Source organism: Parafrankia elaeagni (assembly GCF_000374165.1).
Classification (GTDB): Bacteria; Actinomycetota; Actinomycetes; order Frankiales; family Frankiaceae; genus Parafrankia; species Parafrankia elaeagni.
Map to the genome: position 1 here is coordinate 299,895 of NZ_KB893671.1, position 22,456 is coordinate 322,350.

Consider the following 22,456-nt stretch of genomic DNA (forward strand, 5'->3'; position numbering starts at 1 on the left):
TGGCACATCGTCGAGCCGACCTCCGGTCACGCACCCGCCGAACGAGTCCAACCGTCCAACCAGCCGCGATTCTCCTCCGCCGCAGGCCGGCCCATGTCGGGTGACCTGAGCGGCCAGATGTGGTATCAGGGTGCGCACGGTATCGGATGCCCGAGGACGTACGGGCATCGAGCCGCCCGGGCGCATGGACGTTTGTTAAGTAGCCCTGGTCGATTCCTTATTGCCTCCCCGGTTCGGGTGGAGAACCGTTGTCGTGGGCCGGTTCTCGACGGGTACGGGAAGGAGCCAGGTCGTGGTTGCAGCCGGGCGCGTTTCGGGCGGTCCGTCGTTTCGCGCCGCGAAGGTTCTCGTTGCGGGCGCGGGGATAGGCGGGCTCGCGGCAGCGCTGAGTCTGCAGGACGCCGGTTTCGACGATGTCGTCGTGGTGGAAGCCGTACCTGAACTACGCCCGTTGGGCGCCGGGGTGAACCTGCTGCCCAACGCGGTACGTGAACTGGCCGCGCTCGGCCTTTATCACGAGGTCACGCGGCGGGCGGTGCGGACTTCGGAGATTCGATACCACAACCAGCACGGTGACCTGATCATGGCGGAACCGCGTGGTCGGGCCGACGGCTACGACTGGCCCCAACTGTCGATTCGACGAGGTGAGCTCCAGCAGGTGCTTCTCGACGCGGTCCGCACCCGGCTCGGTGAACGCGCACTCGTCAGTGACTGCCGCGTGACCGGGGTGTCCAGCCGGTCCGGGGCGGGTGTCGACGTCCTGCATGGTGGCCAGCCCATCAGGCTTACCGCCGATCTGCTGGTCGGCGCGGACGGAATCCACTCGGCCGTTCGGCGGTCGCTCCTCGGCGGTGACGGCGAACCGGTCTGGAATGGACAGGTCGTCTGGCGTGGCATGACCTGGGCTCCGCCGCTGAACCCAGCCAACAGCATGATCATTATGGGTGACGGCGTCCGAAAAGCGGTGGTGTATGCGGTGACCCCTCCTCGCGGTGACGGCTACACGCTGCTCAACTGGGCGGTTTCCCGTCACTTCACCACCGCCGAGGTCGACCGCTCGGACTGGAACCGGCCAGTGCCGGCGGGGAGGTTCGCCCACGAGTTCGTGGGGTGGCGTACCGGCGGGCACCTACTGACCGACCTGTTCCAGGCCGCGAGCGGATGTTTCGAGTACCCGATGATTGATCGCGATCCGCTGCCCACCTGGAGCCGCGGGCGGGCCACACTGCTCGGCGACGCCGCGCACGCGATGCATCCCATGGGCTCCAACGCGACGACCCAGGCTGTGATCGACGCACGTGCTCTCGCCTACTTCGTGGCACTGGAGCCGGATGTCGAACGTGCCCTGACGGCCTACGAACGACATCGCCGCCCGGTGGCCACGCAGGTCCAGATCGCCAACCGGGCGATGGGCCCGGAGGCCGTTATCGACCTGGTTGCCTGCCGTGCACCGGAGGGATTCGCGGCCGTCGACGATGTGCTGCCCACCGCCGAACTGCACGCGATATGCAATGAATACGCCGAACTGGCTGCCTTCGACCGCGGCAGCGTCAACACCAGGTCTCCCTATGACACCCGCCGGGCCCGTCTCGTGGGCGCAGGCGAATGCTCTCCAAGTGGCGGGTCAGCCTCCCCGGCCCCGCCGCACCCCGACGATTCCCTGCCTGCCAGGCGGATCACCGCAGAACTGGTCACTGCAGCGAGAGAGGCAACATGACCCGTACCGGAAGCCAGTATCTTGATTCCCTGCGCGATGGCCGTCAGGTGTGGCTTGACGGCGAACTCGTCAGGGACGTCACGAAGCATCCGGCCTTCCAGAACACGGCGCGCTCGATCGCCGAGCTCTACGATCTGACCCACGATCCGGGACTCGTCGACGTTCTGACCGTGCCCGGCGGCGACGGAAGCACCAGAGAACACCGGGCGTACCGGATTCCGGAGAACTACGAGGACCTGGTCGCCCGGCGCAAGGCGTACAAGGTCTGGGCCGAAGCGAGCTTCGGATACCTCGGGCGCTCGCCCGACTACATGGCCGGTGGCATCGCCGGGTTCCTGGCTGTCCCCGAGGTGTTCGCGGGCGAGTCCTTCGACGGCAGGCAGAACCTCGGTTCCTACCACCGCCGGATGGCCGGCGGCGACCTGTACCAGGCGTTCACCATCACGAACCCGCAGATCGACCGGACGAGGTCCGCCTCCGAGCAGGAGGAAGACGATCTCTACGTCCGGGCGGTGAAGGAGCTGGACGGCGGGATCGTGGTCCGTGGCGCCAAGATGATAGGTACCGCGGCGGTCTTCGGAAACGAGATCATCGTCGGCACCATCGAGCCGTTGCCCCCGCAGGACGTGGACTATGCGCTGTCGTTCTCGGTGCCAATCGACACGCCGGGGCTGAAGCTCGTCTCTCGTGCCTCGTACGAGGCCTCGGCGCGAAGCGTGTTCGACAATCCACTGTCCTCCCGGTTCGACGAGAACGACGCGTTACTGGTGTGCGACGACGTCTTCGTCCCCTGGGACCGGGTACTGGTGTACCGGGACACCCGTGCCGCGCTGCTGCAGTGGTGGGGCACGGCGGCCTACGCGAACTTCGTGCATCAGGCGGCGACACGGTTCTGGACGAAACTCGAGTTCCTGTCCGGGCTTGCCATCCTCATCGCGAAGGCGAACAACACCTATGAGCTGCCGCCGGTGCAGAACCAGATCGGGAGGATCCTCGGCTGGCTGGCGGTCGCGAGGTCGATGGTTCTCGCCGCCGAGGCGGCCTGGGAACCCGTACCGGGGGGCAGCGGAGTGCGGATCAACAATGAGATCGCATCCGCGCACCGGGCGATGGCCGGGGAGATCTACCCGAAGGTCATCCAGGAGGTCAAGCTCCTTGCCGGTGGCGGGCTTATCCAGCTCCCCGCGTCCGGCCTCGACCTGCGCCACCCCGAGATGGGTGGCCTGATCGCGAAGTACGTGCGCTCGCCGGGGCATCCCGCCGAGCGTCGGATCAAGCTCCTGAAGCTCGCGTGGGATGCGCTCGGTTCGGAGTTCGCCGGCCGGCACGAGCAGTACGAACGCTTTTACCACGGCGCGCCGCACATCTACTTTCCGATGATTCTGCGCGACAGCCGACCGGAACTTCTGGAGCAGCTCGTCGAGAAGTGCATGCAGGGCTACGACCTTCCCGCCGCGCCCGCGACGACGAGCTAGCCGAAACAGGTGACTTCTTTTGGGAAAATCTGCCCGTAGCGCCCTGACGCTGCTCGCCGGAACCCAGTTTCTTCTCATTCTGGACACGGCGATCATAAATGTCGCGGCGCCGTCGATCGGAGACGAGTTCGACGTCTCGGCGGCGACGCTGTCCTGGGTGGCCAACGCCTATCTGGTGACGTTCGGCGGTCTGTTGCTGCTGAGCGGTCGTCTGGCGGACCTGCTCGGGCGCAGACGGCTGTTCCTCACGGGTCTGGCCGTCCTGGTCGCCGCGTCGCTGACCGGCGCGGTGGCGCAGACGGCCGCCTGGCTGATCGCCGCCCGAGCGGTGCAGGGTGCTGGCGCGGCTCTGGCCGCGGCCGCGGCGTTCGCGCTGCTGCTCAGCCTGTTCCCGGACGGCCCAGACCGTCATCGGGCGCTGGGCGTGTTCGCGGCAATGGCCGGGGCGGGCGGCGCCGCGGGAACCGTGCTCGGCGGCGTGCTCACAAGCTGGTTGACCTGGCGGTCCACCTTCGGGCTGAACGTGGTCGCCGGCCTCGTGCTCGTCGGGTCGGCACTTCGGGCGCTGGCGCCGGACATGCGTCCGCCGGCACGTCGCGGCTTCGACCTCGGTGGCGCGCTGGCCGTCACCTCGGGGCTCGCGCTGCTCGCCTACAGCCTGGTGAACACGGGCGTGGCCGGCTGGACCTCGCCGCGGACCCTCCTACCCGGCGCGACGGCGGTGGCGTTCCTGGCGATCTTCGTCTGGCTGGAGGGCAGAGCACGCGTTCCCCTGGTTCCGGCCGCGGTCGTGCGCAGGCCGGTCCTACGGCGGGCGAACCTTCTCTCGGCCCTCGGGCAGGTCGTGCTCTTTCCAATGTTCTTCCTCGTCAGTGTGTATCTGCAGGATGTTCTCGGTTACTCACCGGTCGCGGGCGGCGGCGCACTGCTCCCGTTGTGCGTCGTGGTCATTCTGGTGGCTTCCAACGCGGAGCGGCTGATCGGCGGCCTCGGGCTCCGTCCGGCGATGATCGCGGGCTTCGTGCTCGTGGCCGTCGGCATGGCATGGCTGTCGCTGCTGTCTCCCGACGGCTCGTTCGTCGGGGATCTCTTCCTGCCCAGCCTGATCCTCGGAGTCGGCCTGCCGCTGGTTGTCATCACCACGAACGTCGCGGCGACCGCGGACGCCGGCCCGGAGGAGATCGGCCTCGCCTCCGGACTGATCAACACCAGCCAGCAGTTCGGCTCGGTGATCGGTCTCGCGGTGCTGAGCGGTATCGCCAGCGCGCGTGTCACCGCCGAGGGCGGTCCGGACGATCCCGCGGCGCTCACCAGTGGCTTCGCCCTCGCCTTCATCGTCGCCTCCGCCATCGCGCTGCTGTCCGCCCTCTACGCGGCGGTGCCACGGACGGCGAGGCCCCGACAGGAGCCGACCCGGGAAGGACCACCGGTGTCGATGGCTGCACCGGGAGACAGGAAGAGCTGAGCCCCCTGAGGGCGCATGACCACACAACGGCCGGTGCGTCCGGGACCGCCGCCGGCCCACGACAGCACAGCGACGAAAGGGCGAGAAAAGGCATGTCAGAGGACCGCACTTATCTGGTGATCGGAGCGCGTGGCTTCCAGGGAGCCGCTGTGGCCCGAGCCCTGCTCGCCGAGGGCCTCGATGCCCGCGGGTTCGCCCGGGGCTCCGGTGCACCGGTCGCCGGCATACCAGCGCTTCCGACGGTTCTGGGTGACCTCGCCGAGCTCGACGACGTCCGCAAGGCCTTCGTCGGCGTCACGCACGTATCCGTGGTGCTGCCGCTGGTCTACGACGTGGAGCTGGTCCAGACCTATGCGCGCAATGTGGCCGCCGCCGCGCGTGAGGCGGGCGTGACCCGACTGGTCTACAACACCAACACCCCGTTGCCGAGGCAGGTCACCCCGTATGCGGCCTATGAGACCCGCCGCGCCGCCGAGGCCGTGCTGGCGGACGGTATTCTGCCGACGGTCGTGCTGCGCCCGCCGGTGTACCTGGACAACCTGTTCAGCCCGTGGAACGGGCCCGCGCTGATCAACGACGGGGTACTGGCCTATCCGCTGCCCGAGGGGCGCAGGGTCTCCTGGCTCTCGCACGCGGACCTTGCCACGGCCACCCTCGCGGCCCTGCACGGTGAGGGGCTCGAGGGAACGGTGCTGTCGTTGGGCGGCCCCGACACGGTGACGGGAGGAGAGCTGGCCCAGGCCTTCGCCGCCGCGCTCGGCAGGGACGTCGCCTACGTTCCGCTGGAGGCGGACGACTTCGAGGCGGGGCTGCGGACGGTGCTCGGCACGCCTGCCGCGGCAGGCGTGGCGGGAATCTACCGGTGGGTCGGCACCGGCGGTGACGCCGAGCTCTTCGTCGCGGACCACGACGAGGTCGAGCATGTCCTGGGCGTCCGCCTCACCCCGATCAACGAGTGGGTCGCCGCCCAGCCCTGGAGCACATGGGCGGCTGTTCGCTCGAACGGCGCCGGGCCGCCGGATCCGGTCAGAGCCGACCATGGTGGTTGAGCGTCCCGAGGAGAGGCGGGAGGGCCTGGCCACCGTCGAAGGCTGGGGGAGCGCCGTCGCTGTTGTCGGCATGGGCTGTGAGCTGCCGTCCGCCCGTGGCCCGCAGGAGCTGTGGCGTCTGCTCGCGCAGGCGCGCGACGCGGTCGGCCCGGCCCGGGCCGGGACCGGTCTGCGGCAGGCCGGGCACATCGACGACGCCGGCTGTTCCGACCTGACCCGCTTCGGTATCGATCCCGACGAGGCGGCCGGGATGGATCCGCAGCAGCACCTGCTGCTGCGAGTCGCGTACGACGCCATCGCCGACGCCGTCCTCGACCCGGCCGGCATCGCCGGGAGCCCCACAGCCGTCTACGTCGGGCAGTCCGCTTCGGACTTCTGGGATCTCCGGTCCCGGTCCGCCGGCCTCGACCTGGGTGACTTCGTGGGCTCCCACCAGCGCGGACTTCTTTCCGGGCGGGTGAGTCACACGTTCGATCTCCGAGGGCCCTCCGTCACCGTGGACACGGCGCAGGCGTCCTCCCTGGTGGCGGTCCACCTGGCCTGTCGCAGCCTGCGCGCGGGGGACGCGGAGCTGGCCCTTGCCGGCGGCGTCAACCTGCTGTTGGGCCGGCAGACCGGTGTCATGCTCGGTCGCGGTGGGGTGCTCTCCTCCGACGGGCGGTGCAGGTTCGGCGACGCGTCCGCCGACGGCTTCGTGCGGGCCGAAGGGGCCGGCGTGGTGCTGCTCAAGCCGCTGGCCCGCGCGCTGTCGGACGGCGACCGGGTGCGCGCCGTCATCGCCGGCAGCGCAGTCACCAATGACGGCCGGGGCAAGGAGACGCTGCTGCACCCCTCGGAGAAGGGCCAGGCCGAAGCGATGCGTCGTGCCTACCTGGATGCCGGAATCGCGCCCGCCGAGGTCGACTATGTCGAGGCGCACGGCACCGGCACCCGGATCGACGTGGCGGAGCTGCGCGCGCTCACCGCCGTGCTGGGACAGGGGCGCCCGGCCGGCCGACCCTGCCTGGTCGGCTCGCTCAAGTCCAACATCGGCCACGCCGAGGCTGCGGGTGGCGTTGCCGGGCTCATCAAGACCGTGCTGTGCCTGGAGAACGGCGCCGTTCCCGCCAGTCTCCACTTCACCGTCCCCCATCCGGCGGTCGACTGGGATCGCGTTCCCCTTGCCGTGCCGACCGTCCTGACCAGGCTGCCGAACCGGGGAACGCCCGTCGTCGCGGCGGTCAACGGCCAGAGTGTTTCCTCGACGAACGTTCACGTGGTCCTCACTGCGGCCCCGGAAGAGAGGGCGCCCTGCCGGCGACCGTAATCCGGGCGCCGGCGGGTGCGGGCCTTTCCCGCGCCACTCTTCTTGCTCGCCTCGCTGCTGTTCCCCTGAACATCCTGGAGGCAACAATGTTCTTCCGTGGCTCCTTACTTCACGGAAACGACATACAGATCGAGCATGTATGCGCCATTGATCCGCTGGGTGCCGACGAGGTGTGTGGCAGGCTTCCCGAGATGAACCGGCGTGCCGACGTCGCGAGCCTGGTCGGATCGCTGCGCGGTCTTCTGCCTGACGCCCGCGGACTGGCGGACCTCGACATGGACGACTGCCTGGCGGCCATGCGGGACATCGGCATCTTCCTCGGATCGATCAGGCGGCACGGTCACGAACCGGTTGGGCTGGTCCCCGAGGTGGGCCCGCTTCTGGTCGAACTCGGCAACAGGACCGATCTCGTCCCCAGAGACATCGTGCATCATTACTGCACCTGGAACCCGCTCGGTGAGCGGCAGCGCATGTACACGGGAGACGCTCAGGAGAACCATCTGCAGAACGCCGTGCGCATCGTTTTTCCCCACCTGCGTGCGGCGCTGGAGATGTGCCACATTCTCCGTGACGTGGAGCCCGCGGATCCGAAGTTCGCGGTGTTGGCGGATGCGCTCGACCGGGAGCTGCAGCCCATGGTCGAGGCGATCAAACTGGTCGGCGAACACGTGAGCCCACAGTTCTTCGCCCGCACACTGCGCCCCTATTTCGAGGATGTGGAGGTGGACGGGCGGAGATACCTGGGGCCAGCCGCGGCGCAGGTTCCGTTGTGGCTGGTCGACGAGGCGGTGTGGGCCTCCGACCGCGGGGAGCGGAACTACCTGGACTTCCTCGACCATTCGGTGCCCTACAGCCTGCCCCGATGGCGGGAGCTACACACGGCCTGGGTCGGCACCTCATCGCTGGTCACAGCTGTCATCGACGCCTACGGCGACGATCACGACGCCGCGGACCGGGCGGCGCCCACCCTGGTCTCCAGCGCCCGTGCGCTCGCCCGGGTGCTGCGCACCATGCTCGTCTTCCGGGGGCGCCACCTCACCATCGCGCGGCAGGCCTATCAGGAGGATCTGCGGCTCTACCCGGTCGGCAGCGGCGGCGCCAGCGTCGATCTGCTCCGCGAGATCATCACCCTTACCAGGCAGAACTCCCAGGTCACCAAGGGGATGAGCGGGCTGGACCTCCGTGCTCGGGCAGCCGGGGCGGCCACGTGAGGATCGTCATCGCCGGGGCGGGGATAGCCGGGCTGTCGGCAGCTCTGAGCCTGCAGGCAGCCGGATTCTCCGACGTCACCGTGCTGGAGTCGGTGCCCCGGATCCGACCGCTCGGGGTCGGTCTGAACATCCTTCCCAACGCCGTGCGTGAGCTCGACGAGCTCGGTTTGCTGGGACGGCTCGCCGAGGTCGCGGTGATGACCGGGAACCTTTCCTACTACAACCGTTTCGGCTCGCTGATCTGGAACGAGCCCAGAGGGCTCGCCGCCGGATACCGCTGGCCCCAGCTGTCGGTTCCCAGAGGGCGGCTGCACAGCGTTCTGCTCGAAGCCGTCCGGGAGCGCCTCGGGCACGAGGCGGTTGTTCTGGACGCGAGGGTGACCGACTTCGAGAACACGCCGATCGGCGAGGTGGCGATCGGCGTGGAACACCGCGGCGCCACCGCCTCCCGCCGGCACGCGGAGCTGCTGATCGGCGCCGACGGCATCCACTCCGCGGTCCGGGCTGCGATGCACCCACGCGACGGCGGGCCGCGGTGGAACGGTTTCGTCGTCTGGCGGGGCACCGCGTGGGCGCTTCCCTTTCTCGACGGCCACACGATGATCATCGCTGGTGACCGTGGCCGCCGTGCCGTGGTCTATCCCATGTCCAGACCGCTGCAGCCTGCGGATCCCGTGCTGATGAACTGGGCTGTGGCCCGGCAGGCACGGGAGGGCGACGTGGTCGACCGGGCCGACTGGAACCGCCCGGTCGAGCCCGGGCGGTTCATCGAGGACTTCGCCGACCTGGCGTACGACTGGCTCGACATCCCCCGGCTGGTCCTCTCGGCGGACCAGGCGCTGGAGTACCCCATGGTGGACCTCGACCCGCTGCCGGGCTGGACCAGCGGCCGGGTCGTCCTGCTCGGCGACGCCGCGCACGCCATGCACCCGATGGGATCCAACGGCGCCACCCAGTCCATCGTGGACGGCCGGGCGCTCGCCGGCGCGCTGGCGGGACATCCGGACCTGGACGAGGCACTCGCGGCCTATGACCGCCGGCGTCGGCCCGCCATGGCGGAACTGCAGGAGGCAGGCCGCCGAAGAGGACCGGAAAGGGTGATCGACCTGGCCGACGAGCGCGCCCCGAACGGCTTCGAGTCCGTCGAGGACGTGATTCCGGCCGACGAGCTCGACGAGCTGGCGCGCTCCTACGCCCGGCAGGGCGGCTTCGACCCACACACCGTGAATACCCGTGCGTCCTACCTGACCGGCCCGGTCGCCGCGCAGCGAGGCGGTGGCGGGTGAGGATCGACGTGTACTCCGACATCTCGTGCCCATGGTGCTATCTCGCCGTGCGCAACCTCCGTGCCGCGACCGCCCAGTACGGCGAGGAGCGGGTCGAGGTTCTTGCGCACCCCTGTCAGATCGACGGGGAGAATCCCGACCGGCCCGTCCCGGTCCTGGAGTTCCTCGGCCGCAAGTACGGGCCTGACCGGGCCCGCCGCATGAGCGAGGAGGTCACCGTTGCCGGCGCGGGGCTCGGCGTGCGGTTCGCGAACGAGAAGGCACTCGCGGTGAACACCGTCCACGCGCACCGCCTCCTCTGGATGACCGGGCGCGAGTACGGATGGCGGGTACGCGCCGATGTCGAGGAGAACCTCTTCGCGGAGTGGTTCGTCCACGGCGGGAACGTCACGGACGCCGAGGTGCTCGTGCGGTGCGCCGTCGCGGCGGGCGTGGCGCCCGCGCGCGCTGAGCGGCTCGTCGCCTCGGACGAGTACCTGGCCGCGGTACGGGCCAGGATCGCCGAGACCCGCGTCGAGTGCGCCGCGGTCCCCGTGGTGGTGTTCGACCGGAGCACCCGGATCGAGCACTACCAGTCGTCCTCCCGTTATCTCACCGCCCTGCTGGCTGCTGCTCCCACCGAGGTGTCCGGGAGTGAGAGATCGTGACGACACCCGTTGGTTCCCGTGGACGCCTCCTGGCGGAGATCCTGGCGTCTCAGCGCGCCGAGCTGCCCCGGCGGATGGCGCAGGTCGGCATCGCCAGCCTGCGGCGCCGGGTGGAGGACCGGGCGATGCGGCTGTCGGGCGCCCAGATCATCACGTCGCTGCGCGGGCCCGAGGGCGTGCGGGTGATCGCAGAGGTGAAGCGCAACAGCCCCGCGCGGGGCGCGCTGGCCCCGATCGCGGATCCGGCCGCGCTGGCGGCGGCTTATGCCGCGGGCGGAGCCGCCGCGATCAGCGTTCTGACCGAGCCGCGGTTCTTCGGCGGGACGCTCGACGATCTCGCGGCTGTCCGGGAACGGGTCGGTGTCCCGGTGCTGCGCAAGGACTTCGTCGTGCATCCGTACCAGGTTGTGGAGGCCGCAGCGTATGGCGCGGATCTGGTGCTGCTTATCGTCGCTGCGCTTGAGCCGCGCGAGCTGGCGGGCCTGCTGGACGAGGCGGCCGGCTGCGGCCTGGCGGCGCTGGTCGAGGTGCACTCGGAGGCGGAGCTGGCCGTGGCGGTCGACGCCGGGGCACAGATCGTCGGCGTCAACGCCCGCGACCTGACCACGCTCGCCGTCGACCGCGACATCCTCTCGAGGCTGGCACACGCGATCCCGGGCGACGTGGTCTGCGTCGCGGAGTCCGGTGTGCGGGGGCCCGACGACGTCCGGGCCTATGCCGCGGCAGGCGCGGACGCAGTCCTGGTCGGTTCGTCGCTCGTCGTCCATGAGCAGCCCGCTGACGCGGTGGCCGCGCTGGTGGAGGCCGGCCGACGGGCGGTCCCGTGCTGACCGGGAATCCGATGCGCGGCGACGTCGACTACCTCGATGTGGTCGTCGAGGCGCTGGGTGCCCCCGCGGACGTCCTGCCGGACCGGGCGGGGCACTTCGGCCGGTTCGGCGGCCAGTTCATGCCGGAGGCGCTGATGGCGACGCTCACGGAACTGACCCGGGCCTACCACGCCGCGCGCATGGATCCCGGATTCCTCGCCGACTTCGCCCGCCTCCTGACGGGGTACGCGGGCCGGCCGAGCCTGCTCACCGAGGCCACCCGCCTCGCGGCCGGCACCCGGGCGCGCATTCTGCTCAAGCGCGAGGATCTCAACCACACCGGATCACACAAGATCAACAATGTGCTCGGTCAGGCGCTGCTGGCCCGTTCCACGGGCAAAAGCCGGCTGATCGCCGAGACGGGGGCCGGCCAGCACGGCGTGGCCACCGCCACCGCGGCGGCGTTGCTCGGGCTGGAGTGCGTCGTCTACATGGGCGCTGAGGACACCCGCCGCCAGGCGCTCAACGTGGCCAGGATGGCCGTCCTCGGGGCGACCGTGGTACCGGTCAACACCGGCAGCCGTACGCTCAAGGACGCGATCAACGAGGCGCTACGCGACTGGGTGACGAACGCCGGCACCACCCACTACCTGCTCGGCACGGCGGCGGGCGCACATCCGTTCCCAGCGATGGTCCGGGACTTCCACCGTGTCATCGGAGTGGAGACCCGGCGGCAGATGCGCCTCGCCTACGGCGCGCTTCCGGACGCGATCGTGGCCTGCGTCGGCGGAGGGTCCAACGCAATCGGCGCGTTCCATCCCTTTCTGCAGGACGAGTCCGTGCGGCTGTATGGCATGGAGGCCGGCGGCGCGGGCGACGGCTCCCTCCGCCATGCCGCGTCCATCACCGGAGGCTCGGTGGGAGTGCTCCACGGAGCACGCACCTACCTGCTCCAGGACGAGTTCGGGCAGACCCGGGAGAGCCACTCCATCTCCGCGGGGCTGGACTACCCGGGTGTCGGGCCTGAACACGCGATGCTGCACGACCAGGGGCGGGTGCACTACGAACGGGTGACCGACGACGAGGCCATGGCGGCCTTCCGGCTGTTGAGCCGAACCGAGGGCATCATCCCGGCGATCGAGTCCGCGCACGCGGTGGCCGGCGCGTTGCGGCTGACGCCCCGGCTCGCCGCCGAGCTGGGCCGGGAGCCGCTGGTGGTCATCTGCCTGTCCGGCCGGGGAGACAAGGACATGGGCACCGCGGCCGCCTACTTCGGACTGCAGGGGAGCGACGGGTGACCGGGCACGACGGCGAGACGGACCAACGCACCGGCGGCACGGAGCGGCTCACCGCTGCGCTGCGCGGAACCGGAGCCCAGGGGCACGCGGCACTGGTCGGATACCTGCCTGCGGGGTTCCCGTCCGTCCGCGCGACAGTGGAGGCGGCGCGGGCCATGGCCGAGTCCGGTGTCGATATCATCGAGTTGGGCCTGCCTTACAGCGACCCGGTTATGGACGGCCCGGTGATCCAGCAGGCCACCGCGGCGGCCCTGGCCGCCGGCTTCACCACCGACGACCTGTTCGACATCGTCGCGGCTGTCACCCGCCAGAACGTCCCGGTCCTGTGCATGACCTACTGGAACCTGGTGGAACGCTATGGCGTCATGAGGTTCGCGAGCCGGCTTGCGCGGGCGGGTGGGCACGGGCTGGTGACCCCGGATCTCATCCCGGAGGAGGCCGGTACCAGCGGTTGGAACGCTGCCTCCACCGAGTTCGGGCTGCACCGCGTGTACCTGGTCGCGCCGTCCTCCACCCCGGAGCGGATCAGCCTGACCGCGCAGGCCTCGACGGGTTTCGTGTATGCGGCATCCCTCATGGGGGTGACCGGGACGGGCGGGGCGCAGCCCGCCGTCGCCGCCGGGCTGGTGCGCAGGGTTCGCGCGGCGAGGGACATCCCGGTGTGCGTGGGGCTCGGAGTGTCCACTCCGAAGCAGGCCGCCGCCATCGCGCCCGAGTGCGACGGGGTGATCGTCGGAGCGGCCTTCGTGCGACAGCTGCTGGACGCGGACTCGGAGGCTGCGGGCATCCGGGCGGTGGGCCGCCTCGCGGCCGACCTGGCGCGAGGGGTCCGCGGGGCCTAGCCGGCGAGGGGCGGGTGTGGTGCGGTGGCGGCGGATGCTGCCGGCACATCGCCGGCCGGCCCCGTGCTGGCCAGCCTGGCGCTGACCGCGGCCCAGCGTTCCAGCAACCCCTGGGCATGGCCCTCGTCGATCGCCCGTTCGGCCCTGGCGAGCTGCGCCCCGATGCGTGCCGCCACCGGCTCGGCGCTGGACGCGGCGGCGGCCAGCCCGGCTGCGGCGGACAGCAGCACGGCGTCGCGGACGGGTCCGCGCGCGCCGGCGAACACCTCGCGGGCCACCGCCGCGTTGTGTACCGGGTCGTCGCCCCGCAGTGCATCGGGTCCCGCTCGGCGGACGCCGACCGATCGGGGGTCGAACGCCTCCGCGCGAACCGTGCCGTCCTGCACCGTCCACACCTGCGAGGTGGTAGTCACGGTCAGCTCATCGAGACCATCGTCACCGCGGAACACCAGGGCGCGGGCGCCGCGCTCGGCCAGCACACCGGCCACCACGGGGATCATCCGGCGGTCGGCGACACCGACCGCGCAGGCGGCGGGTGCGGCTGGGTTGCTCAACGGGCCCAGCAGGTTGAAGGCGGTCGGGAGGCCCAGTGCGCGGCGGACGGGCGAGGCATGGCGCATCGCCGGATGGAACACCGGAGCGAAACAGAACGCTATTCCGACCTCGTCGAGCGATGCCGGCACGGCCGAGGCCGGCAGGTCGATCGCGACACCGAGCTGTTCGAGCAGGTCGGCGGAACCGCATCGTGAGGACGAGGAGCGGTTTCCGTGTTTGACAACACGGGCCCCGGCAGCCGCGGCGACGACCGCCGACATGGTGGAGACGTTCACCGTGCCGCCGTGGTCTCCACCCGTGCCGACGATGTCCAGAACCGGGCCGTCGACCTGGACGGGCACGGCGTGGCGGAGCATCGCGCGCAGCAGCGCGTCCAGCTCGGCGACCGTCTCGCCCTTGGCGCGCAGAGCGACCAGGAACCCGGCGAGCCGCGCATCGTCCGCCGCGCCCCGCATGACCTCGTTCATGACCCACTCGACGTCCGGCTCGGCGAGATCCTGGCCTTCCGTGAGCGCGGACAGGATCGAGGTCCAGCGGGCCGCGTCGGTGACAGGACGTCTCTCCCGGTCGGCCATTGCTGTCTCCCTCCGTCTGATGGAAGCCAGGCTGTCAGCGCCTGCGCCGGGGCACAAGACCGCCACGGGCCGGCGTGGCCGGTCCATTTCGGCAGCGCCGCCGGCGCGGCGATCAGCGGGCGAATCTCCTGGAACCTGGAAGAGAAGAAATGTCGAGAATGCTTTCGATGGACGTCGACCGCGGTTCCGCGGTATCGATGTCCACGCAGATCAAGGCGGTTGTCCGGAGCCGTGTTATCGACGGCACCCTCCCCCCGGGGACCAGGCTGCCGTCGAGCAGGAGCCTGGCAGAGGACCTCGGGGTGTCCCGCAGCGTCGTGGTCCAGGCATACGAACAGCTGGTCGGGGAGGGCTACCTGCGCGCGGCCCAGGGCTCGGGTACCCGGGTCTCGTCCCATCTGCCGGTCGATGCGTTCCCCGACACCACCGCTGTCACGCCGCATCCGGTCCGGTTCGATCTGAGGGCGGGCGCGATGGGCGTGGCGTTGTTCCCCAGCAGGGAATGGCTGATCGCCTACGAAGGTGTCGTCCGGTCGATGGACCGTGGCCAGCGTCCGGCGCACAACGCGCTGGGCGCCCCCGAGCTGCGCGCCGAGCTTGCCGGCTATCTCGGCCGGGTACGCGGCGTGACCGCGGCGCCGTCGGAGATCGCTGTCACCTCGGGGTTCACCCATGCCCTGACCGCGATGTGTGCTGTTCTGCGTGAGTTCGGCATCGACCGCCTGGCCGTGGAGGACCCGGGCGACCCGCGGCACCGGAGGGTGATCTCCAGGGCGGGCACCGAGGTGATCGGTGTCCCGGTCGACCACGCCGGCCTGGACGTGGCTGCCCTGGCCCGGTCCGGCGCCCGCGCGGTGCTCGTCAACCCGGTGAAGCAGCTACCGACCGGCGTCGCGCTCTCCGGGCCGCGGCGGGACGCGCTCGTGGGTTGGGCCGAACAGACGCGGGGGTGGGTGATCGAGTTCGATCCGGAAGGCCACCTCTGGTTCGGCGGCGGCAGTGCTCCGCTGGCTCTCCAGCGCCGCCTGCGTGACCGGATCGTGTATACCGGCTCGACCCGTAGCCTCCTCGGACCCGGCCCCCTGCTCGGCTGGTTGGTCGGGCCGCCCGCGGTGCTCGACGCGTTGCGCCGCGGCCAGGCCAGATGGTTGGGCACGCCGGACACGCTCACCCAGCTGGCCCTGGCCGACCTCGTCTCCAGGGGTCTGTTCGACCAGCACATCCGCAGGGTTCGGGAGGTGTACCGGGCGCGGCATGACGCACTCAGGAGCGCGGTCGCCTCCTCCCTGCCGGGCGCGAGGGCCCTCGGCGTCGAGGCTGGCTCACACAGTTATGTGGCGCTGCCGGCCGGTGTCGACGACGCCCGCCTGGCTCTGGTCGCCGGCCGACGCCTCGTCCTCGCGCAGACGGGACGGGACTTCCGCGCCGACGGGCAGGCGGCCGAACCCGCGCTGGTGGTCGGATACGGAGCCGTCGAGCGGGACCACATCGCCGAGGCGATCGCGCTGATCGGCCACCTGGACGAGCGCGGCGCCGGGCGCGGGTAGGCGCGCGCAGCGATCAGGAGACCGCGGCGGCGAGGAAGTTCGCCAGCATGACCGAGCCGTCCGGCGTGGCGATGCTCTCCGGGTGGAACTGCAGGCCCTCGATCGGCAGATCGCGATGACGCAGCCCCATGATGTGACCGTCGTCGGTCGACCGCGCGGTGGCCACCAGCCCCGCGGGCAGCGGCTCGGCGACCACGATCGAGTGGTAGCGGGTGACCGTGAGCCGGTCGGACAGCCCGGCGAACACCCCGGCGCCGTCGTGGGAGATCGTGCTGGTTCGGCCGTGCATCAGATTGTCCGCCAGGTGTACCCCGCCGCCGAAGGCGAGTGCGATCGCCTGGTGGCCCAGGCATACCCCGAGCACCGGGAGCTCGCCGGCGAAGCGGTTGACGAGTTCCACGTGCCCGGAGTCGGCGGGGTGCCCGGGCCCGGGACCGAGTACGAGGGCACTGGGCCGCCGGGAGGCAAGCCCGTCCGGAGTGTGGGTCCCGGACCGGACCACCGCCGTGTCCGCGCCCAACGCCCCCAGGTACTCGACGATGATGTGGACGAAGCTGTCGTAGGCATCCACCACGAACACGGTCATGCCAGCTCGTTTCCGGTGACCGCCCAGTAGGTGGCGCTCATCTTCGCCAATGTCTCGTCCCATTCGCGTTTCGGCTCGGACAGAGCCACCACCCCTGCGCAGCTCTGCGTGGAGTAGTGGTGAACATCGCCGTCGGGCTCGGGAGAGCGTCGGTGGACGATCGTACGGATGCACAGCGCCAGTTCGCTCCAGCCACGGACGTCGAGCAGGCCGACGGCACCGGCGTACATGCCGCGGCGCTCATGCTCGGTCTCGTCGATGATCTGCATCGCGCGGATCTTCGGCGCGCCGGTCACCGTGCCCGCCGGGAAGGTTGCCCGCAGGGTGTCCCACACGTCAGCCTGGGCCGTGAGCTGCCCGGACACCGTGGAGACGAGGTGAAAGACGTGGGAGAACTCCTCGACCGCCATCAGCGCGTCCACCGCCAGCGACCCCGGCCGGCAGACTCTGCTGACGTCGTTGCGGGACAGGTCGACCAGCATGATGTGCTCGGCCTGCTCCTTCACGCTGCTCACCAGCTCCTCGACCCGGCGCTCGTTGTCGGTGCCGGTGGGATCCCGACGGGTGGTGCCCGCGATGGGCCGCATGACGACGCGGCCGTCCTGGATGCGGAACAACACCTCGGGGCTGGCGCCGATCAGTGTCACGCCGGCCTGGGTGACGAAGTACATGTAGGGCGACGGGTTGCGAGCCCGCAGTCGCTGGTAGACCCCGGCGGGGCCCAGCCTGGACCGGATGTCGATCCGGTGGCCGACCTGGATCTGGTAGACGTCACCGACGCGGATGTGGTCGAGGCAGCGCTGCACCCAGCTGAGGAACTCGGCGCGGTCCACGGTGTCGTGCACCGACAGCGCGGCGGGCGCGTCGGGCACCGTGGCCGGGGCGAAGGAGACGTCCGTGTTCAGCTCGAGGAGGGGCGGGACGGGCAGGCCGGGCCCGGTGGCCGTGAGTACGACCGGGCCGCGCTGCTGCCGGTCGAACCAGATCGTCCGCTGGAACAGGGTGACCGTCAGGTCCGGGACATCGGGCTCGGCCTCCCGCGGGCGGAGGTCCTCGATCAGGGCGGCGGCGTCATAGGCGACCGAGGTGAGGAAACCGAACGCGAACCGGGATGTGGGGACCGCCGTGTGGACCCGGAACAGGTTCAGCGCGCCACGCAGGAGATCCCAGACGGCCGAGGGGCCGGTCAGTCGCGATCCGTCGTGGGTATACGACGCACAGTGAGAACGCAGTACGTCCGCGACGTGTCCTGTGCCCGTGGCGCGCACCTGCAGACCAGTGACCGTTATCTCGGCTAGTCGGCCGATGCCGACGACGCTCCCCTGCCACTGGCCGGCCTGGTCGCGGTGCAGATCCTCGAGCAGGAACACCTCCTCGTCCCCGAGCCGGTCGCGCAGCGCGAGAAACACCTCCAGCGCGTCCGCGTCGTCAGTCGGCAGCGTCGTGGCCTCGACCGCCACGTCCAGCGGCGTGTCGGCCCTTTCTGGGGTGGCAGACATTCTTCTCCTCCGACGGTCACGACCGTGCGGAGGTCAGTGGAACATTTCCGCAGTGCGCGGACCAGACCATCGGATGCGCCCTCGACCGGACCACTCGCCAATGCCGCGACGAATCCGGCCGGACCCGGGCAGAGCGCGATGTGGGTCAACGATCCGGGCCATTGTGGCGCGACACCGTGCGGTCGGGTGAGCCATAGTCGCATCAGGCGGTGACTGCTGTGGCTGCTCGACCGGTGCGCGTATTGCCTGTCCGAGGCATTTCGTCCCGGCTACGTGGCCGATCGGCGGTAGGTGAGGAAGAGCGCACCGCTCCCGAGGGCGGTGTGGTCGGTCAGCTCCCAGGTTCTCGGGTCGAAGGCGGCGGTATGCGAGAACAGGGGGATGCCGGTGCCGAGCGTCAGCGGCCCCAGCTTGACGACGAGTTCGTCGATCTCCCGGTAGAGCGTGCCGGCGAGCTCGCCGCCGCCGACAAGCCAGATGTCCCTGCCGTCCTGCCGCTTCAGCTCCCGGACCGTCGCGGACGGGTCGGTGGCGACCAGTTCCACGCCGCGATCCGGGCTGGTGGTCAGGGTTCGTGAGAAGACCAGGTGCCGCAGGTGGGGGAAGGCGTTCGTGAGGCCGGCCCGCAGCCCGATCTCGTAGCTGCGGCGGCCTTCCAGGACGGTGTCGAAACGGGTTCCCGGGGCGGTGATGCCGAGTGTGGCCCGAGCCGGGCCGGGTAGCGTCTCCGGGTACTCGGCGGTGAGGTGCTCGAGGTAGTCCTGCGGCACCGGCCAGAACCCGCCGGGGCCGGTCGGGTCGGCGCCATCCGGACCCGCGACGAACCCGTCGACGGTGGACGCGACGAAGTAGACCAGACTGCGCACGCGTCCCTCCTCGATGTTCGGCAGCCGACCGGCCGCCATCCGACGGCCGGACGCCTACCGGGCCAGTCCGGCTGGGGTCGCCGCGCAGCGGAAATGATCTGCACACTACCACTGGCCGGCCGGCCAGCCGGCCAGCCGGAGACCTGTGCCTCCGAGGCGACTGCACAGGCCTCCGTGTTGCCTGCACAGGCCTCCGACGCGACTACCCGGTCTGCCCGGCCGCTTCGACCAGGAGCGCGGTGAGCTCGTCGGGGTGCGTGAGCATCGGCTCGTGGCAGGCGTCGACAAGCCGGCGATGGAAGTGCGGGTCGGACTCGGCACGCGCGCGTTGACGTGCCACCTCCACCGCGGGAAGCCGGCTGGGCGTGCACTCGATCATCGTGCCCGGGTGCGACCAGGCCCGGTCGGTGGGGCCGATCCGGTCGAGGTAGGTCCTCATCGGCTGCGGAGTCGTCTTGGAGTTGACCCAGGCGATCTGGTCGGGATCGCTCAGACCCCACCAGCTGGCGTCGGAGGTCGGCACATACCAGCCCTCTCCGTTCTCGGCGGCCATCTTCTTCATCTGAATGGCGCGCTCCTCGCCGATCAGCTCGAAGATCGACTCGCCCTCGCGCGGAAGGTGCGCGTCGACCCAGACAACGGCGCGCACGCGGTCGAAGACCTTCTGCATCGCACCCGCCACCGGCATGCCGCCGTAGCTGTGGGCGACCAGGACGACGTCGCTCAGGTCCTCGTACTCGAAGACCCCGGCCAGGTCGTTGATGTGGGTCTCGAGGCCGATCTCCGGGCGTAGAAGATGTGCCCGCTCACCGAGGCCGGTCAGGGTCGGCGTGTACGTCGGGTGGCCGAGGGCGCGGAGTCGGGAGGCGACGTCACGCCACGCCCAGCCGCCGTGTCGGCCGCCGTGGACGAGGACGAATCCAACGTGCTGTGTGCTGGCCATGGTTCTTCCTTCGCGTCAGGCGGTGTGCCGGGGCGGGTCGAAGATCTGGAGGAGTTCCTCGACGTCGTCCAGCTCGTCGACGGCCTGCGAGATCCGAACCAGGCGGTCGATGTCGACGGTGGGCAGGGCATCCGCCCACTTGTCACGCAGATCGTCCCAACCGATGGGATCTCCCGTGCTGTGGCCTTTGGGCTGGTTGACCCGCTCCGAAAGCCTCGAGCCATCCCGCATCACGAAGGTCACCCGGGCCCCGCGGCCGTTCGGCTGCTCGGCGTCCAGCTCGGGGTCGGGCCGAAGATCGATGCGTCCCCTCATCGCCTGGAAGGCGGGGTCCGACAGAAGGAGCGGGAAGGGGCTTTCCCGCAACCGGTGCCCGCCCTGCACGATCGCCGCGCCAAGCATGTCCTGAAGGCAGATGTTGTGCATGGCGCGGTTGTCGACCACCCGGAGCGCATGGGTGGGCATTCCGACCTCGACCGCGTCGATCTCGGCCGGCTGGATTCGGTGGTCGTGCAGCACCGCCATCGCTGCCTCGACCGCCGCGTGGATCGGGTAGCCCGCGTTGATGAACTTGAAGTTCGCGCCCATCACGGCGTAGTCGTGGCCGAGCCCGTCGATCAGCGAACTCGCGGCGTCATCGAGACCCCACGCCGCGAGCAGGCCGTTCTCCGCGCCGAGCACATCCTCGCATCCTTCCAGCCCGGCATTCGCCATCAGCGCGGCCGAGACACCGGCGAAGGCGTACTGGCCGTTGCAGAACGACTTGCTGATGTGCCGCCGCTCCTGGAAGAGCGCGACCAGACCGTTGGCCTGGAAGGTCGCGAGCGCCATCGCGTCGGCGTATGCTTTCGGGCCGAGGTCGAGCACGCGGCACGCCGCGACGGTGGCGCCGATCGTGTGCAGGAAGTCCGCGTGCAGGTGAAGGCGTGACTTGACCCCGAAGACCCCGCCGCACGCGCGGATAAGCCGGTTGCCGATCTCGTAGCCGAGAACGACGGCATTGAGCAGCGCGTCGCCCGTCGCCCGTCGGTGCTCGGCAATCGCCGCCACGGCGTGGACGATTGTCGCCCCGGGATGCCCGCCGACGACGTGAGCGCCGTCGACCTCGTCGGCATGTCCGGCCGTGCCGTTCGCGAGAGCCGCGTAGGGCGCGGTTGTGCGGTGCTCGGTTCCGAGAACGCGACACGTCCCGACTCCGCCCATCGGGACCGCGTAGCCGGTGGCAAGCTTCCCCGGTGTGCGGGTCTGTCCGAAGGCCGCGCAGGCAAGCTCATCCATGATGATGAGACGCCCACGCTCCCGCACGTCGGCGGGTAATGCGTCGACCGACGTCGAGGCCGCGTACTCCGCGATGATTCCTGTGATGTTCACCGGGCCGGTGCCCCTGGTCCCGTTCGTCTCGAACCGGTCGGTCGCGCCCGGGCTCGCGGTGGCGCGGGTTCCGTCGGTCAGCATGTAACTCCTTCGTTCTCGCTCGTGACTCGACTCTCGCGGTCGAGGTCAGAAGGCCTGGGCTCGTCAGGGGAGTACGAGTGCACTTGTCGATGTCAGGACGCACCTCGAACGCTGCGGAATGAGCGGTGGCAACAGCGGACCGCGCGTTCCGGTCGGGGCGTTCCAGCCGGGGAGGAGAGAACCGTCGAGGACAGGTGAATGGGATTTCTGCGCCGCGACGTGAACCGCGTTGGCGGGCCGGTCACGCGAAAGTAACCCGGGCCAGGCTGTGACCGGCCGGCCTGCTTCGAGGCGGGGAATGCGCTGCGCCACCACCACCACCACCGACTGCTGTTGGCCCCGGAAATCTCACCGATGTTGTCGCGATGGCCGGGGCTCTGGGCGGGAGAAGCGGGCTGAGGCTGGGTGGCGAGCCGCTCCGGTTACCCGATCCTGGTGACGACGGTGCGGGTCTCCCTCCCTCCCGACGTTCGTATATCCGATATGTAGTTCGTAATCGGGACGCGGTGCGAGACGCTACCAAGGCCGTGGTGGGTGGTCAAGGGTTCCTGTGATCGCCGGGCGCCGTGTCGTCGATCTTTGTCCGCCCGTACTGCCAGGCGCTACGCGGAGTGCTGCGAAGGGCGTCGCCCTTCGCATCCCAGCCGCTCCACGGAGGGCTGGCGCGGAATCCGCTGCCGGTGGCTCGTTTCGCAAAAGTGCATGAAACGGGGCATGTCGAATGGGTGGGCCGGAGCGTCCTGGGTGATCAGGAACGGTCGGCGAGGAGATCCCGAAAACCGGATGGTCAGGCCGGGGCCGTGGATCGGAGTATGGCGGGGTGAGCGAGCTGCAGACAGGCCGGTCACGGCAGAGCAGATCGCCGGGCTCGTGGGGGACAGCACCGCGGCGATGGCGGCGCACGGCTGGGGGTTGTGGGTTCTGCTCGAGCCATGGGGCGAGGGCGAGGACTCCGCCCGGCTGGTCGGAGCGGCCGGGCTGGTGGCGTGGTCCGGTGGTGCCGGGGTCGAGCTGTGGTGCAGCCTCGATCCGGCCCGCTGGGGGCAGGGGTTCGCCCGGGAGGCGGCCACCGCGATCCTCGACCACGCGTTCGGCCCGTTCGGCCCGTTCGGCCCGGTCGGGCTGGGCGAGGTGCTGGTGGAGGTCGACGAGGACAACGCCGCGTCGCTGCGGCTGGTGCACTGGCTCGGGGCGGCCGAGATCGGTGTCCGCCCGGGCGACCTCGGCCCGCTGCGGGTGTTCCGGCTGAGCCCCGGGCGCGGACGCCTGCACCCCGGCGGCCTGGTCTGACCGCTCGGGTCAGGCGACCATTCGGGTCAGGCGAC

General features: G+C 70.2%; 19 protein-coding genes. 13 read left to right on the forward strand and 6 right to left on the reverse strand.

What is annotated here, in order from left to right; genetic code table 11:
• The first annotated feature begins 292 nt into the window (after window positions 1-292).
• The 11 genes from B207_RS32280 (at window position 293) to trpA (ending at window position 13,105) form a co-directional block, all read left to right on the forward strand.
• Entirely contained in the window at window positions 293-1,717 is a 1,425-nt protein-coding gene (locus tag B207_RS32280) for a flavin-dependent oxidoreductase (RefSeq protein WP_084691976.1), read from the forward strand.
• Window positions 1,714-3,192, forward strand: a complete 1,479-nt coding sequence (locus B207_RS0103025; RefSeq protein WP_026310611.1) for a 4-hydroxyphenylacetate 3-hydroxylase family protein — start codon at window positions 1,714-1,716, stop codon at window positions 3,190-3,192. Before B207_RS32280 ends, B207_RS0103025 begins: the two co-directional genes overlap by 4 nt.
• A 19-nt stretch (window positions 3,193-3,211) precedes the next feature.
• Entirely contained in the window at window positions 3,212-4,657 is a 1,446-nt protein-coding gene (locus tag B207_RS0103030) for an MFS transporter (RefSeq protein WP_018635035.1), read from the forward strand.
• A gap of 92 nt (window positions 4,658-4,749) precedes the next feature.
• A complete protein-coding gene (locus tag B207_RS0103035; protein WP_026310612.1) occupies window positions 4,750-5,706 on the forward strand; it encodes an SDR family oxidoreductase in 957 nt (318 codons plus the stop codon).
• Window positions 5,696-7,012 carry a beta-ketoacyl [acyl carrier protein] synthase domain-containing protein gene (locus B207_RS0103040; protein ID WP_018635037.1) on the forward strand — a complete coding sequence of 439 codons (1,317 nt, stop codon included), beginning with the start codon at window positions 5,696-5,698 and terminating at the stop codon, window positions 7,010-7,012. Before B207_RS0103035 ends, B207_RS0103040 begins: the two co-directional genes overlap by 11 nt.
• Window positions 7,013-7,098: 86 nt before the next feature.
• A complete protein-coding gene (locus B207_RS0103045) occupies window positions 7,099-8,223 on the forward strand; it encodes a monodechloroaminopyrrolnitrin synthase PrnB family protein (protein WP_026310613.1) in 1,125 nt (374 codons plus the stop codon).
• On the forward strand, window positions 8,220-9,509 hold the full coding sequence (locus B207_RS0103050) for a flavin-dependent oxidoreductase (protein WP_018635039.1): 1,290 nt from the start codon (window positions 8,220-8,222) through the stop codon (window positions 9,507-9,509). The genes B207_RS0103045 and B207_RS0103050 overlap by 4 nt, the downstream gene beginning before the upstream one ends.
• Window positions 9,506-10,156: a DsbA family oxidoreductase gene (locus B207_RS36645; protein ID WP_051102348.1), complete on the forward strand. Its 651-nt coding sequence runs from the start codon at window positions 9,506-9,508 to the stop codon at window positions 10,154-10,156. The genes B207_RS0103050 and B207_RS36645 overlap by 4 nt, the downstream gene beginning before the upstream one ends.
• A gap of 74 nt (window positions 10,157-10,230) precedes the next feature.
• Window positions 10,231-10,986, forward strand: coding sequence for an indole-3-glycerol phosphate synthase TrpC (locus B207_RS0103060; protein WP_051102366.1), 756 nt, complete (start codon window positions 10,231-10,233; stop codon window positions 10,984-10,986).
• A gap of 119 nt (window positions 10,987-11,105) precedes the next feature.
• Window positions 11,106-12,263, forward strand: coding sequence for a tryptophan synthase subunit beta (gene trpB / locus B207_RS0103065; RefSeq protein ID WP_407671343.1), 1,158 nt, complete (start codon window positions 11,106-11,108; stop codon window positions 12,261-12,263).
• The gene (gene trpA, locus B207_RS0103070; protein WP_018635043.1) at window positions 12,260-13,105 is read left to right on the forward strand and encodes a tryptophan synthase subunit alpha; all 846 of its coding nucleotides are present in this window, start codon (window positions 12,260-12,262) and stop codon (window positions 13,103-13,105) included. The genes trpB and trpA overlap by 4 nt, the downstream gene beginning before the upstream one ends.
• Here the strand turns inward: trpA and trpD are convergent.
• The gene (trpD, locus tag B207_RS0103075; protein WP_018635044.1) at window positions 13,102-14,235 is read right to left on the reverse strand and encodes an anthranilate phosphoribosyltransferase; all 1,134 of its coding nucleotides are present in this window, start codon (window positions 14,233-14,235) and stop codon (window positions 13,102-13,104) included. The genes trpA and trpD overlap by 4 nt on opposite strands.
• A gap of 149 nt (window positions 14,236-14,384) precedes the next feature.
• On the opposite strand from trpD, the gene B207_RS0103080 reads away from it, so the two are divergent.
• Window positions 14,385-15,782 (forward strand): aminotransferase-like domain-containing protein, encoded by a 1,398-nt coding sequence (locus B207_RS0103080; protein WP_026310616.1) that lies wholly within the window; start codon window positions 14,385-14,387, stop codon window positions 15,780-15,782.
• Between the two features lie 13 nt (window positions 15,783-15,795).
• Here B207_RS0103080 and B207_RS0103085 read toward each other — a convergent pair whose 3' ends face one another.
• The 5 genes from B207_RS0103085 to B207_RS0103105 form a co-directional block, all read right to left on the reverse strand.
• Window positions 15,796-16,368, reverse strand: coding sequence for an anthranilate synthase component II (locus tag B207_RS0103085; protein WP_018635046.1), 573 nt, complete (start codon window positions 16,366-16,368; stop codon window positions 15,796-15,798).
• Window positions 16,365-17,867 (reverse strand): anthranilate synthase component I family protein, encoded by a 1,503-nt coding sequence (locus B207_RS0103090; protein WP_018635047.1) that lies wholly within the window; start codon window positions 17,865-17,867, stop codon window positions 16,365-16,367. Before B207_RS0103090 ends, B207_RS0103085 begins: the two co-directional genes overlap by 4 nt.
• A 269-nt stretch (window positions 17,868-18,136) precedes the next feature.
• A complete protein-coding gene (locus B207_RS0103095; protein WP_026310617.1) occupies window positions 18,137-18,733 on the reverse strand; it encodes a dihydrofolate reductase family protein in 597 nt (198 codons plus the stop codon).
• Between the two features lie 202 nt (window positions 18,734-18,935).
• Window positions 18,936-19,676 (reverse strand): alpha/beta fold hydrolase, encoded by a 741-nt coding sequence (locus B207_RS0103100; RefSeq protein WP_018635049.1) that lies wholly within the window; start codon window positions 19,674-19,676, stop codon window positions 18,936-18,938.
• A 15-nt stretch (window positions 19,677-19,691) separates the two neighbouring features.
• Window positions 19,692-21,131, reverse strand: coding sequence for an MmgE/PrpD family protein (locus B207_RS0103105; protein ID WP_018635050.1), 1,440 nt, complete (start codon window positions 21,129-21,131; stop codon window positions 19,692-19,694).
• Window positions 21,132-21,914: 783 nt separating this feature from the next.
• Between B207_RS0103105 and B207_RS36650 the strand changes: the two genes are divergently transcribed.
• Window positions 21,915-22,421 (forward strand): GNAT family N-acetyltransferase, encoded by a 507-nt coding sequence (locus B207_RS36650; protein ID WP_018635051.1) that lies wholly within the window; start codon window positions 21,915-21,917, stop codon window positions 22,419-22,421.
• Window positions 22,422-22,456 lie beyond the last annotated feature (35 nt).